This is a genomic window from Bradyrhizobium sp. USDA 3256, from assembly GCF_054058275.1.
Genome location: NZ_JBSSAE010000002.1, coordinates 7,235,051 through 7,249,848 on the forward strand (window position 1 = coordinate 7,235,051; position 14,798 = coordinate 7,249,848).

The following is a 14,798-nucleotide window of genomic DNA, read 5'->3' on the forward strand; positions in this document are numbered from 1 at the left end:
GCGCCTCACGGCGCGACCGTGACCGGAGAGAAGTCGACGAACCAGCTCTTCGGCTGCACAAAGCCCTTGATCTTCGGGCTCATCGCGCGCGGTGCGACATCGTGGGCGACATAGAGGAAGGCCGCGTCGTCGACCGAGGCCGCATGCAGCTCGGCGAGCGCGGCGTCGCGCGCCGCCGGCTCGAAGGTCTGGCGGGCCTTCTTGACCAGCTCGTCGAACTTCGGGTTGTTGTTGAAGCCCCAATTGTTCGACACCGGCGGCGCCATGCCCGACTGCAGGAAGCGCACCAGCGCGAAGAACGGATCCATCGCAGCATAGGTGACGTTGATGGCGTTCGAGCCGTTGGCGGTCGGATCCTTGGTGCCGCGCCGCCAATTGGTGAACAGCGTGTTCCACTCGATGACGTCGAGCTGCACATCGAAGTAGCACTCAGCCAACGCCTGTTGCAGATACTCGTTCATCGGCAGCGGCAGCATCTGGCCGGAGCCCGATGCCGAGGTCTGGATCTTGACCGTCAGCTTCTTGTTCGGACCGAAGCCCGCCTCCTGCATCAGCTTCTGCGCGGCCGGCTTGTCGTACTTGATCTGGAAGGTCGGGTTGCCGCGCCAGGGATGACCGGGCTCGAACGTGCCGGTCGCCGGCACCATCAGGCCGGCGAGCAGGCCGTCACGCAGCCCCTCGCGATCGATGCAGAGATTGGCCGCCTTGCGGACGCGGATATCATTCCACGGCGAGCCCTCGACGCGCGAGAACTGCCACGGCCAGACATGCGGCTCCTCGTTGGAATAGAGGTTGAAGCCACGCTGCTTGATTTCGGGCAGCGCGTCCGGCGCCGGCGCCTCGATCCAGTTGACCTGTCCCGACAGCAGCGCCGCGGTGCGGGCGTTGGCTTCCGGCATCGGCAGCAGCACCATCTTGTCGGCCTTCGGCACCCGTGCCTTGTCCCAGTAACTCTCGTTCTTCACCAGCTCGAGCCGCTCGCGCGGGGTGAAGCTCGACATCTTCCAGGGGCCGGTGCCCGACGCATCCTTGGCGAACGCGGCCCACGCGGCCTGCGACTTCGCCTTGGCATCGGCGCCTTCGGCCTTGTCGTAGAATTTCTGCCACTTGGCCGGGCTCGCCATGAACAAATTGGTGAGGTTGATCGGCAGGAAGCTGTCCGGCTCCTTGGTGGTCAGTTCCACCGTCATCTCGTCGATCTTGCGCGCCGAGACCAGCGTCGGCATGCGCGAGGCGGTGACGCCGACCTGGCTCGCATCGTACTGCGGCGCGTCCTGCTTCAGCACCTTGTCGACGTTCCAGACCACGGCGTCGGCGTTGAACGGCGAGCCGTCATGAAAGGTGACGCCGGGGCGCAGCTTGAAAATCCACTTGGTCTTGTCGGCATCGTCGACCTTCCACCCGGTCGCGAGGCCGGGGATCATCGCGCTTGCCTTGTCGGACGAGGACAGGTCCCACATCGTCAGCGCGTCATACATCGTCAGACCCGTGAAGCGATTGCCCTCAAAACCCTGGTCGGGCTGGCCGAGCGTGCGCGGAATATCGGCAGCGGTCATGCCAATGCGCAGCACGGTCTCGGCGCCGGCAATCGCCGGCACGCCCGTGGCTATCGCAAGCGCCAGCATGATCGCCGTCGCATTGGTTTTCCTGTTACGCATCTGAGCAGCCCCTTCGAGTCTGGTGACGTTTTGGTGATTATTTCTTGGGCAAGCGTATGCAATGCCTGTGCCAAGGGGAATAGTTCATCAGCAAATAACCGCCGGGCGCGTCATTTCTTCCCACCTCGCGCCTGAACGGAGCGAAGATGCCTATTCTGGCATCATGCTTGCAGGATTTGGCTCCAACGTCTTTCCAACGGAGCCTTCATATGCGTGCGCGCAATTCGATCCTGATGGCGGCAATGACGCTCGCCTTGACCGCGGGCTGGCCGGGTACATCCGCGCAAGCAGAGTCCATTGTGCGCTACGGCATTTCGATGGCCGACATTCCGCTGACCACCGGCCAGCCCGATCGCGGCGCGGGCGCCTACCAGTTCACCGCCTACACGATCTACGATCCGCTGGTTGCCTGGGAGATGGATGTTGCCGACCGGCCGGGCAAGCTGGTGCCCGGGCTCGCGACCGAATGGAAGGTCGACGACAACGACAAGACCAAATGGCGCTTCACGCTGCGCAAAGGCGTCAAATTCCACGACGGCAGCGACTTCAATGCCGACGCGGTGATCTGGAATCTCGACAAGGTGCTGAACGACAAGGCACCGCAATTCGACAAGCGGCAGAGCGCGCAGGTCAAGACCCGTCTACCTTCGGTTGCGAGCTACGCCAAGGTCGACGATTTCACCATCGAGATCACCACCAAGACGGTCGACTCCTTCTTTCCCTATCAGATGCTCTGGTTCCTGGTCTCGAGCCCCGCGCAATATGAAAAGCTCGGCAAGGACTGGGACAAGTTCGCCAGCCAGCCCTCCGGCACCGGTCCGTTCAAGCTGACCAAGCTGGTGCCGCGCGAGCTCGCCGAGCTGACGAAGAACCCGGACTATTGGGACAAGAAGCGGCTTGCGAAGGTCGACAAGATGATCCTGATTCCGATGCCGGAGGCGCTGACCCGCACCAACGCGCTGCTGGCCGGCCAGGTCGACCTGATCGAAACGCCCGCGCCCGACGCCGTGCCGCAGCTCAAGGCCGCCGGCATGAGGATCGTCGACAACGTGACACCGCATGTCTGGAACTATCACTTGAGCGTGCTGCCGGGCTCGCCCTGGACCGACATCCGCCTGCGCAAGGCGCTCAACCTCGCGATCGACCGCGACGCGGTGGTTGGCCTGATGAACGGCCTCGCCAAGCCGGCCAAGGGCCAGGTCGATCCGTCGAGCCCGTGGTTCGGCAAGCCGACGTTCGAACTGAAATACGACCTCGCGGCCGCGAAGAAGCTGGTGGAGGAAGCCGGCTATTCGATGGACAAGCCGCTGAAGACGACTTTCATCATCGCCCAGGGCGGCACCGGGCAGATGCTGTCGCTGCCGATGAACGAGTTCCTGCAGCAGAGCTTCAAGGAGATCGGCATCGATATCGACTTCAAGGTGGTCGAGCTCGAGACATTATATACGCACTGGCGCAAGGGCGCCGCGGACGAGATGAATGCCGGCATCACCGCCAACAACATCGCCTATGTCACGTCGGATCCGCTCTACGCCATCGTGCGGTTCTTCCACTCCGGCCAGGTGGCGCCGGTCGGCGTCAACTGGGGCGGCTACAAGAACCCGAAGGTCGATGCGCTGATCGACGAGGCCAAGCAGACCTTCGATACCACCAGGCAGGATGCGCTGCTGGCGCAGGCGCACGCGCTGATCGTCGACGATGCCGCGCTGGTGTGGGTGGTGCACGACACCAATCCGCACGCGCTGTCGCCGAAGGTGAAGACCTTCGTGCAGGCGCAGCACTGGTTCCAGGATCTGACGCAGATCGGGCTGGAGTAAATCTCCCTATCGTCGTCCCGGCGAAAGTCGGGACCCATACGCCGCCGCCGCCGCAATGGGCATGCGGCGAGACGATCTTCCGTCAACGGCCATTCGTGGTTACGGGTCCCGGCCCCCCGTGCGCAATTGCGCACTAGGCCGGGACGACATCGGGTTTGCGTCGGCTATTTCGTCGTCAACGCGAATGCGCCGTTCCAGTCGTCGGGCGGCGGCTCCTTTTGGAAGGCGTGGATGCGCGCCTCGTAGAGGCGGTAGAGATATTGCAGCGTCTGCGCCTCGTCGGTCTTGCGGCCGCGTTCGATCGCGGCGAGCGCGCCGTCCCAATCGCGGCCGCGGTAGCAGGCGAGCATCTCGATGGTCAGGTTGCGCAGCCGCTGGAAGCGGCCGGAGTTCGCGACATCCTCGCGGCCGGCGATCGCATAGATCACCTCGGGCTCCTTCTTGCCCTTGACCATGATGAAGTCGAGTTCGAGGATCGCAAGCTTCTCCTTCACCGCGAGCGCGGTCTTCGATCCCACGATGATCGGAAAGCCGTATTCCTTGGACTGCCCCTCGAGCCGCGAGGCCAGATTGACGCTGTCGCCGAACACCGAATAGTCGAAGCGCACATCGGAGCCCATATTGCCGACCACGCAGGAGCCGGTGTTGAGACCGACACCGATGTTGAGCGGCACATAGACGTGGCCGCCGTCCTTCGCCTCCTGCTCGCGCTCACGGTTGAGGTCATCGACGCGCTCCAGCATGTCGAGCGCCGCATCGCAGGCGTTGAGCTGGTGCTGCTTGTCATCGAGCGGCGCGTTCCAGAACGCCATGATGGCGTCGCCCATATATTTGTCGATGGTACCCTTGCGGGCGAGAATCGCGTTGGAAAGCGGGGTGAGGAAACGGTTCATCAGCGCCGTGAGGCCCTGCGGATTGCTCTTGTAGGTTTCCGAGATCGAGGTGAAGCCGCGCATGTCCGAGAACATGATGGTCATCTCGCGTTCCTCGCCGCCGAGGACCAGCCGCTCCGGCGACTGCGCCAGTTGCTCGACCAGCGCGGGCGACATGTACTGCACGAATTGCGACCTGATCTGCCGGCGCTGCTGCTGCTCGCGCACGAAGGCGGAGAAGATCAGCGTGAGATAGATCGCCGTGGTCGACATCAGCGGATAGGTGAAATCGATCAGCAGCCGGTGCTGGGAATAGAAATACCAGGAGGTGCCGATCAGCACCGAGGCAAACATTCCGCCGACGGCGACCAGCGTGATCGGACCGAATTTCGGCGCGAAGGCGATCACCAGGAGTCCCATGATCAGTGCGGCGAAGAATTCGATGCCGATGCCGTAATTCGGCTGCGAAACGACATCGCCGGTCAGAGCGCTCTCCAGCACCTGGGCGTGGACCTCGACACCGGGCATCGCCGGCGTCACCGGCGTCGTCTTGATGTCGTTCAGCCCGGTCGCTGAGGTGCCGATCACGATCAGCTTGCCGGCAATTCGGTCCGGTGAGACGCGCCCGTCCAGCACATCGACCGCCGAGACATAGATCGAGGGATCGCGGCGGGCGTAGTGGATCCAGAGTTGGCCGTGGAGATCGGTCGGGATCGCAAAGCCCTTGAGACCCAGACTCTTGATACCGGCCTTGTCGGCCTTGATCAGGATCGTGCCCGAGCCGCTCGCCACCCGCAGCATCTCGAAGCTCAGCGACGGCATCGTGATGCCCTGCGCCACCATGATCATCGGCACGCGCCTGACGATGCCGTCGCGCTCCGGCCTGATCGTGAACAGGCCGCGCCCGGCGGCCGCCTCCTCGAGCACCGGTACGTTGCGCAGCAACCCCGGGAACATGAACATGAAAGGCTGCGGCTCCTCGCCGAGCATCGCAAGTCCGGTGACCGGAAGCTTTTCGTTGAGGTCGGCGCGCACGTTGGGCCCGCCGGATTCGCCGAGCACCACGCGCGAGTTCTTGATGGCTTCGGCCATGATGCTGTCGTTGCTCGGCAGCTGCCGCAGCCTGGCGCGCATCTCCTCATCGAGGCTGCTGAAGGTATCGGCGGCGATATCGGGGTTGAGACGATCCGGCTCGGAGAACACCGCGTCGAACGCGATCACCACGGCGCCGAGCCGGGTGAGATTGGTGACGATGTCGGCGAGCCGGGTCCGCGGCCACGGCCACTGTCCGAGCCGGGGATCGGCGAGGCTCTTTTCGTCGATGTCGACGATGGTGACGGGCCGCGCGGTCTTCTGGCGCGGTTGCAGCGCCTGGAATGTGTCAAACGTCCTGACGCGAAGCTCCTGAACCGGAGCCGGATCCACGATCCGCAGCGCGGCAATGCCGATCAACAGCGCCACGCAGACCAGCCGCGCATAGCCGAAGCGCCGTGCGAACCACCTGCGTATCGCCTTCAGCCGTTTCATGCCATCTGGATATCACGCGCGCAGAATTGTTCCAATCGAGCAAGCACGCAGTGCACAATCAGCCGGACCAGACCCGCGGGGCACGGCCGGGCGTCCGTCACGGAAAATGAATGATGAAGTCGTTCTGGGACAGGCTCGCCTTCGCAACATTGTGCAATGTGATCGTGTCTGCGCCGTCGACCGTGATCAGCGTATCCGCCGAATTCGTCGGCGATGTCGCAACATGCTGATCGAACCAGGTACTGAAGGTGCTTGCCGAGACGACAGTGGACAGGTCGATCTGGTCCTCGCCTGGCGTGAAGTTCAGGATCGTGTCGTGGTTGAAGTTCGGCGCAAACACGAACTTGTCCTGATAACCCGACCCGAAGAACACGTTTTTGTCGCTGGTCCCCGTCAGTGTCACCGGCTGCGGCGGGTCCTGCTGGACGTTGAAGATCAGATTGACCGTATCGGTTGCGCCATGGCCATCGGTCACCGAGAGCGCAATCTTGTCGGTCGCCGGAGCTGTCTGGCCGGGGTTGTAAACGAGGCCCGGCGATCCAAGCGCGGTGTTGATGCCGGAGAGAAGCCCCTCCTGCGACGAAGGTGCAACGCTGCTGCCCGCACCGGGCGTCGTCACCGCGGCCATGGTGAAGGTCTCGTCGGCCGTCGCATCGGCGTCCGTCACGGTCAGGCCGGAGATCGTCTCGGTCCCGTTGGGATGTTCGGTGATACTGACGTTGTCGGTGTGGATCACGGGCGCGTCGTTGGCGCCGATCACGTCGATCGTCAGCTTCGCAGTCCCGATGGCGCCATGCGCGTCGATCGTTTCCACATCGAACGTGTCGGCATAGGTGCCCTTGCCGAGCGCGTTGATCGCGGCGGCATCGGGAACATAGCTGTAGGTGCCGTCCGGGTTGACGGTCAGCGAGCCGTAGAGGCCTGCGGTCTGCGTGACCGCGGCGTGATCCGAATTGAGCGCGGCATAAGTCAGCGTCGCGGTTTCGCCATGGTCGACGTCGTTGCCATGGAGCGTGCCGGTCAGCGTGCCGAATGTGTCGTTATCAGCGGTATCGGTGAGCGTGCCGGCACTGACGTCGGCGAGTGTCGGCGCGTCGTTGGCGCCGTTGATCGTGATCGTCACGGGCTCGTTGACGACGCCGCCATGGTGGTCGTCGATCTGGATCGTGTAGGTCAGCGTCAGCGTCTCGCCGAGGGCGAGATAGTCGAAATTCTGGTCCGCGGCCGAGAACGTCCAGGTCGACGATCCGGTTGAACCGCCAGTCGCGTCCGTCAACGTCCCCAGCGACAGCCAGTTCAGGATCGTGGACTCGTCAGGCAGGCCCGTGGTCGCCCCGGATTCGGCGACGCCGGTGATGGTCATGGTGTGGGTGTCGCTGAGATCCACATCGGTGAACGCTACGGTGCCGGATGCGCTGTCCAGCGTCGATGAACCGGTCGTATCGGGTTGTTCGGGGATGATGGCCGCCGGAGGCACCGACGTGACGATCGGCGCGTCATTGCTGCCGGTAATCGTGATCGTGACCGGTTGGCTGATCACGCCGCCATGATGGTCATTGACCTCGACCGTATAGGTCAGCGTCAGTGTCTCACCGTCGGCAAGATAATCGAAATTGCGGTCGGCGGCCGAGAAGGTCCAGGCCTGGGATCCGGCGATCCCGCCGGTCGAATCGGTCAGCATCCCCAGCGAGAGCCAGTTCAGGATGATGGACTCGTCCTCAGGCAGGCCTGTGGTCGTTCCGGATTCCGCGACGCCGGTGATGGACACGATATGGGTGTCGCTGAGATCGACGTCGGCAAATGTCACCGCGCCCTGGGCCACGTCGAGCTTGATCGATCCGGTCTCGCCGATCATCTCGGGGACCGTGGCGGTCGGCGGCTCCGACGTGAACGTCGGCGCGTCGTTGGTGCCCGTGATGGTGATGGTGACGGGCTGGGTGACGACGCCGCCGTGATGGTCGTCGACCTGGATCAGGTAAGTCAGCGTCAACGTCTCGCCGACAGCGAGATAGTCGAAATTCCTGTCGGCGGCCGAGAAGGTCCAGGCGCGCGATCCGGTTACGCCGCCGGTCGAATCCGTCAGCGTGCCGAGCGACATCCAGCCCAGTATCGTCGCCTGATCGGGAAGCCCCGTGGTCACGCCAGTTTCGGTGACGCCGGCCACGGTGACGCTGTGGGTGTCGCTGAGATCGACATCGACGAAGGTCACGGTACCGGATGCGGTATCCGGCACGACCGAACCGGTCGTCTCCTCGGCTTCGGTGATGGCGCCCGCCTGGGTCGGCGAGGTGATCACCGGCCTGTCGTCGGTGCCTACGATCGTGATGGTGACCGGCAGCGTGACGACGCCGCCCTGATGGTCGTCGATCTCGACCGTGTAGGTCAGCGTCAGCGTCTCGCCGGTGGCGAGATAGTCGAAGCTCCTGTCGGCGGCCGAGAACGTCCAGGAGCGCGATCCCGTCACGCCATCGGTCGAATCGGTCAGCGCGCCCAGCGACAGCCAGGTCAGCACGGTGGCATGGCCGGCAAGTCCGGTGGTGATGCCGGCCTCGGTGACGCCGGTGATGGTGACCGTATGCGTGTCGGTCAGATCCGCATCGGTAAACGTCAGCGCGCCGTGCGCCGTATCAGGCTGGGCGGAATTCGTCGTTGCTGCGAGTTCGGTGATCGAACCGGCCTGCGCCGAGGACGTCACCACCGGCGTGTCGTTGGTGCCGGTGATCGTGATCGTGAAGGTCTTGAACGTAGTCTCGTTGTTCGGCGCGAAATTGTTATCGACGCGCGCGACATAGGTCAGCGTCAGCGTTTCCCCGGCAGCCAGGAAGTCGAAGGCGCTGTCGGCAAGGTTGTAGGTCCAGGTCGCCGAACCGGCATTCTTGTTGTTCGGATCGGGCTCGAGCAGCAACGGGATCTCGACGGTCTTGATGGCCGCAAGCTGCGCTGCCGTCAGCGATGAGGTCACGTCGCTGCCGTTGGCGTCCCGGTAGCTGAACGCGGAATAGCCGACCTTCGCACTCGGTATGTCACCGACATTGAGGTCCAGCCATTTGATCTGGCCCGTCGCAGTGTCGAGCAGCCCGCTTTGGGTCAGCCCCGGCCGCTCGGTAAACGCCGCGTCCTGGGTCACGACCTGCGGCGGCCCCGGGATGTGGTCGATCCTGCTGTTGGGAACGCCGCCGGCCTGAGGGCCGGTCGTGTTGACGAAGGTCAGCAGAATGATGATCGGCGCGCCACCGTCGCTGCTGGTGAGCTTGAAGCTGCTCGAGACCGGGACGACACTGTCCGTGAAGTTGGTTGTGAGCTTGGTGTTGGGATTGTTGTTGTCGGTGAACTTCAGCGCGAAGACGTCGGAGATCAGCTTCTGCGCATCGGTCGACAGTTGCGCCGACGAGACGAAGCTGACGCTGCCCTGGCCGTTGACGATGGTCTGGGTGCCGGCCTGATCGACGGTCGCGATCGGATTGAGCGTCGTCTTGTCGAACAGGATGTAGGAGCCGGTGGTGCCATCGGGCTCGACCAGCACCTGGAATTTGGCCGGCGGCACGCCGCCGGTGCCCTGCACGTCGAAATCGATCTCGACCAGCACCGCGGTGCCGCGGATGCCCATGGTCGCGACCGGCGTATCGACCTTCATGTCGCCGTGCTTGGCGGTCGCGCCGGCAACGAAGGAGATCGTGCCCGAGACCAGACTCATCAGCGACGTATTGCTCGAGCCGTTCGGGTCGTAGATCATTTCGTTCAGCACCATCTTGGCATTCGGTCCGAGACCGAACACGGTGCCGTCGATGAAGGTGATGCCGAGCGTCGAGTCGCCTCCGGACTGCACCACGTCACCCTTGTTGACGTTATCGCCCTGGTTCAGGACGATTGCGACGCCGTTGCGGATGGCCGTCGCGTTCCCGGTCAGCTTGGTGACATGGCCGATGACCTTGGCCGGCTCCGCCGCGCCGCCGGCCTGGGCATATTGGGCATAGCCGGTGAGTGCGTTGACGAGATCGCCGGTGAGATGCGCGCCGTCAGGCGACGCCAGCGGCGCGCGCTTTTCGCCCTTGAAGTAGTCGTGAAGGACAAGTTCCCGATCGTCCTTCGCGATGACGAGATCGAGCCCGGTCCGCTTGAAGTCGCCGGTGAACAGCAATTGCCCGTCGTCGACGATGATCGCGCCGGGCGGAGCATGCGTGGAAACACTGTCGACGTGCACGTATCCACGGGCATAAGCGTCCGTGTTCGGCAACAGGCCGTCGAATTTCTCGACAAAGTTCACTGCGGATCACCGCACGAGAGTTAATATTGTTAAAATATCCGAATGATTATGCCTGCATATCATCGGATAAAGCTTGGCGAAACCACTCTGTGCTTGCGCAAGGTGGTCCTGCAGTGCGGTTTGACTGGATGTGACTTGGCTCACGCTGTGAAGAGCCGTGTAGTTCGGATTCGCTTGACGGTACCATAAGGTGGGATTTAAGCCAAGATACGTACTGAGCCACGTATTCGTGGTATTGATTGGCATTTCTGTACTTGCCTCTATTTCCCCTTAGCCCAGAGCGGGCATTTGACCCCAATTTCCCGGCCAAAGCTGTGACTTAGCTTACAAATCACAGCAGTCCCGTGCGCGGACCGGCCGGGTTAACCAGAAGGCAAGGATGAGTTGCAAAGCAGTGGAAAAAGGTTCGCCGCTTCCTTTCACGAACCGGTAAAGTTTTCGGGACCCCAAGCAGGCGCCCTTTAGCCTCTTCCCCTGATTCCCCACATCTTAAGTCGATTCGAAGGGATCGTTCGCCATGCTGCCCGGCATGAAACGATCCGGTCGCGTGCGCGGTGCAATATCCACCCGCCGATGAGCGGACAGGGGGTGTCAGATGAGATTCTCGCTTCGCCCGCTGGCGCTGCGCGCCGTCATGCTGGGCTTCGGCCTGGCGCTGGCCGCGCCGGTTGCCGAGCTCAATGCCGCTTCGCTGCTTTCGCCCGGCCCGGCGACGCTGATCAGAAAGTCGACCGAGCCGTTCGGCCTGACCACCAGCCTGCTTGCCGATGGCGGCCTGCACGACAAATGGCTCGGCGTGCAACGCCAGCTCGCCGACGAATTGGAGCAACTGGCAGCCTGCGAGAGCGACCGCGCCGGTTGCGCGTCGCCGGTGGCGCTGCGATTCCTGGCGATCGTCGATGCCGGACGAGCGCGTCAGGGTCGCGCCCGGCTCGGCGAGATCAACCGCGCGATCAACCTTGCGATCCGTCCGGGCAGCGATCTTGCGGCTTATGGCGAGCCCGACGTCTGGGCGCCGCCGCTCGCCACCTTCGCCCGCGGCAGCGGCGACTGCGAGGACTATGCGATCGCGAAACTCGTGGCGCTGCGCAAGGCCGGCGTGGCGCCGGAAGATCTGCGGATCGTCGTCCTGCATGACCTCGTCGGCGGCGAAGACCATGCGGTGGTCACGGCGCGGCTCGACGGCCGCTGGCTGACGCTCGACAACCGCCGCATGGCGATGATCGAGGACAGCGACATCAGGAGCTTTCGGCCGACCTTCGTGATCGACCAGCACGGCGTCAGCCGCTATGTCGATGCCCCGCTCGTCGCCGAGACCGCGTGGCGGCCGGCGGCGCGGACGAACTGATCGCGTCATTCCGGGACGATGCGAAGCATCGAACCCCAATTCGCAATTGCGAATTGGGGAATCTCGAGGCTTCCCGGTGCGCAACTGCGCACCTGCGGTCCGGTGCTAACGCACCATCTCGGAATGGCGATCCCGAGAAATGCCGCTCAGAACATCAGATTGTCCTTCACCAGCACCCAGCGGCCGCCCTTGACCTGCTGCACCTGGGTGATGGTGTTGGCGAGATGATCCGTCTTGGAGAACTTGGTCGGCGGCGAGCTGAAGATGTCGAGGAACTTGTCGCCTGATTCCAGCGAGTCCAGCATCTTCTGGCCGGAGAGATCCTTGCCCGCCTTCTGCGCGTAGAAGGCGAAGGTCATCACCGCGTTGTAGCCGATGATCGCCTGGGTATTGGCGTCGGTATTGAACATCTTCTTGTAGTTCACCAGCCAGTCCTTCACCTTGCCCTTGGCCGTGTCCTCGTAGGGGATCTCGAAGCCCGACGCCGCATAGAGCCCTTCGACGGCTTCCTTGCCGAGCGCCGGCACTTCGAGCACGTTGGTCGGGGTGGCGCCGAGGAAGGTCACGTCCCAGCCGAGCTTCTTCGCTTCGTTCATCGCGCCGATGGTCTCGCGGATCACGGTGCCGAGCACGACGAGATCGCAGCCGTCGGCCTTCATCTTGGCGACCTGCGCCGAGAAGTCGGAGGCGCCGCGCTTGTAGCTCGTGACCGAGGCCGGCTGCACCTTCATCGCGCCGAGCTGCTGGGTGAAGCCGTCGAGCACGTTTTTGCCGTACTCGTCATCCTGATGCATGATGCAGGGCTTCTTGAAGTTCTTCCAATCCATCATGTATTTGAGCGCGGCGCGCGTGCTCTCGACATAGGGCAGGAGGTTGTTGAACTTCAGCCGCTCCTGCGGCTTGGCGGGATCGAACTTGAAGGTGAATTCGGCGGCCGTCAGCGGGAACAGCTGCAGCACGCCGGCATCGAACAGGATGTCCTGCGCGGCGAGCACGGTCGGCGAGCCCATCGGTCCGATCATCGCGAACACCTTGTCGCGCTCGACCATCTTCTGCGAGGCCAGCACCGCCTTCTTCGGATCGTAGCCGTTATCCTCCAGGATCATCTTGATCTTGCGGCCGTTGATGCCGCCGCCGGCGTTGATCTCCTCAACCGCCATCTTCATGCCGTTGGACACCGGAACGCCCCAGACCTTGATCGGGCCGGACAAGTCCTGATGCGTTCCGATCACGATCTCCGTCGGCGAGATGCCTTCATTGGTGACCTTGGTCTGGGCTGCGGCCGGCAGACAGGTCAGCGCCAGCGCGCTCACCGCAAGGCCCAGCGCCTTCAGCGATTTCGACATTGCAGTCTCCTCCTTACATGGCCCATGTTGAGCGAAGGGTCGGGCCGGCTCGCTCCCTCGCCAATTTCCTTCTCCTCGGCTATGCCACCGCCCGCTCGCCATACATGGCGTCGATCTCGGCGGCGTAGCGCTTGTTCACGAAGCTGCGCTTCAGCTTCATGGTCGGCGTCAGCTCCTCGTCCTCGGGCGTGAGCTGGCGCTCGATCAGATAGAATTTCTTGACGGTCTCGACGCGCGCGAACTTCACGTTGACCGCCTCGACCTCGCGCTGGATCAGATCCTGGATTTCGCGGGCGCGGCACAGGCTCGCGTAATTGGTGAACGGGATGTCGTGATCCTGGGCGTACTTCTCGACATTCTCCTGGTCGATCATGATCAGGCAGGTGAGATACGGCCGCTTGTCGCCGATCACGACCGCGTCCGAGACATAGGGCGAGAATTTGAGCTGGTTCTCGATCTCGGACGGCGTGATGTTCTTGCCGCCGGAGGTGATGATGATGTCCTTCATCCGGTCGGTGATCTTGACGTAGCCTTCATTGTCGATCGTGCCGACGTCGCCGGTGTGCAGCCAGCCTTTGGCGTCGATCGTCTCGGCGGTCCTCTCCGGTTGATTGAGATAGCCCATGAACAGGAAGTCGCCCTTGATCAGGATCTCGCCCTTCGGGCAGATCATCACCTCGCCCCACGGCGCGGCCTTGCCGACCGAGCCGAGCTTGATGCGGTCCGCCGGCATCATGGTCGCGACACCGCAATTCTCGGTCTGGCCGTAGACCTCGCGCATGTCGATGCCGAGCGCGAGATACCAGCGGATCAGATCCGGCGAGATCGGCGCGGCGCCGGTCAGCGCGATCCGGCAGCGGTCGAGCCCGAGCATGCGGCGGATGTTGCGGAACACCAGCCAGTAGGCCGCGCGGTTGGCGAGCCGCAGCGACAAGGGCGGCGTTTCGCCCTGCAGCCGGCACTCGGTCATCCGGTTGCCGATCGCGAGCGCGCGGGCATACATCCAGTTCTGGAACGGGGTCGCATCCTTCAGCGCGATGGTGATGCCGGAATAGAACTTCTCCCAGATCCGGGGCACCGCGAGGAACGCGGTCGGCTGCACCTCGCGCAGATTGTCCGGCACCGTTTCCGGGCTCTCGGCGAAATTCATCACCGATCCCAGCGCGAGCGAGAGGTAATAGCCGCCGACCCGCTCGGCGACGTGGCAGAGCGGCAGGAACACCAGCCGCTCCTCGCTGTCGGTCGAGGGGTAGAGATCGTTGGCGTGGCGCATCTGGTGCGTCACGCTGCGGTTGGAGTGCATCGCGCCCTTGGGCGGGCCCGTGGTGCCGGAGGTGTAGACCAGGATCGCGAGATCGGAGGCGGTGCGGCTGCCGGTCATCTCGTCCCACAGCGCCGGATTGCCCCAGGCATGATTGCGGCCGAGCGACGTGAATTCCGCGAGCGACAGCACCATCGGATCGGAGAAGCCGGAGAGGCCCTCCATGTCGAACACGACGATCTTCTCCAGCGTCGGACAGCGCGACCGGCAGGTCAGCACCTTGTCGAGCTGCTCCTCGTCCTCGACGAAGATGACCCGCGTGCGGGAATCGTTGATGAGGTATTCGACCTGCGCCGCCGAATCGGTCGGATAGATGCCTGAGGAGACGCCGCCGGCGCACAGGATGCCCATGTCGGCATAGACCCATTCGGGCACCGCGTTGGCGATGATCGAGCCGACGTCGCCGGGACGGAAGCCTGTGGCATGCAGGCCGTAGGCGATGTCCTTGGAGATCTGCAGCCATTCGCGCCAGCTGGTCGGTTGCCAGATGCCGAACTTCTTCTCGCGGATCGCGGGCCTGTCGCCACGCGTTTGAACCGCGAGCAGAAAGCTCCTCGCGATCGTGTCGGCAACCGTCAGCACCGCTGGTCCTGCCATGCGCGCTCCCTCCTCTGCCGCCCGTCTCACCCGCCGGCCCTTCGTGCC

The 14,798-nt window shown here is 63.5% G+C and carries 7 protein-coding genes; 2 read left to right on the forward strand and 5 right to left on the reverse strand.

Annotation, left to right across the window (positions count from 1 at the left end; genetic code table 11):
* Nucleotides 1-5 precede the first annotated feature (5 nt).
* On the reverse strand, nt 6-1,658 hold the full coding sequence (locus ACVWY5_RS36200) for an ABC transporter substrate-binding protein (RefSeq protein ID WP_028336602.1): 1,653 nt from the start codon (nt 1,656-1,658) through the stop codon (nt 6-8).
* Between the two features lie 209 nt (nt 1,659-1,867).
* Here ACVWY5_RS36200 and ACVWY5_RS36205 point away from each other — a divergent pair, with 209 nt between their 5' ends.
* Nucleotides 1,868-3,475, forward strand: coding sequence for an ABC transporter substrate-binding protein (locus tag ACVWY5_RS36205; protein WP_028336603.1), 1,608 nt, complete (start codon nt 1,868-1,870; stop codon nt 3,473-3,475).
* Between the two features lie 164 nt (nt 3,476-3,639).
* Here the strand turns inward: ACVWY5_RS36205 and ACVWY5_RS36210 are convergent, their stop codons facing one another.
* Entirely contained in the window at nt 3,640-5,874 is a 2,235-nt protein-coding gene (locus ACVWY5_RS36210) for a CHASE2 domain-containing protein (RefSeq protein ID WP_028336604.1), read from the reverse strand.
* Nucleotides 5,875-5,971: 97 nt separating this feature from the next.
* Nucleotides 5,972-10,138 carry a VCBS domain-containing protein gene (locus ACVWY5_RS36215; RefSeq protein ID WP_028336605.1) on the reverse strand — a complete coding sequence of 1,389 codons (4,167 nt, stop codon included), beginning with the start codon at nt 10,136-10,138 and terminating at the stop codon, nt 5,972-5,974.
* 595 nt (nt 10,139-10,733) lie between these two features.
* On the opposite strand from ACVWY5_RS36215, the gene ACVWY5_RS36220 reads away from it, so the two are divergent.
* Nucleotides 10,734-11,486 (forward strand): transglutaminase-like cysteine peptidase, encoded by a 753-nt coding sequence (locus tag ACVWY5_RS36220; protein WP_028336606.1) that lies wholly within the window; start codon nt 10,734-10,736, stop codon nt 11,484-11,486.
* A 146-nt stretch (nt 11,487-11,632) separates the two neighbouring features.
* Here the strand turns inward: ACVWY5_RS36220 and ACVWY5_RS36225 are convergent, their stop codons facing one another.
* Both ACVWY5_RS36225 and ACVWY5_RS36230 read right to left on the reverse strand, forming a co-directional pair.
* Nucleotides 11,633-12,832 carry an ABC transporter substrate-binding protein gene (locus tag ACVWY5_RS36225; RefSeq protein WP_028336607.1) on the reverse strand — a complete coding sequence of 400 codons (1,200 nt, stop codon included), beginning with the start codon at nt 12,830-12,832 and terminating at the stop codon, nt 11,633-11,635.
* A 79-nt stretch (nt 12,833-12,911) separates the two neighbouring features.
* Entirely contained in the window at nt 12,912-14,750 is a 1,839-nt protein-coding gene (locus tag ACVWY5_RS36230; protein WP_028336608.1) for an AMP-dependent synthetase/ligase, read from the reverse strand.
* Between the last annotated feature and the right edge of the window lie 48 nt (nt 14,751-14,798).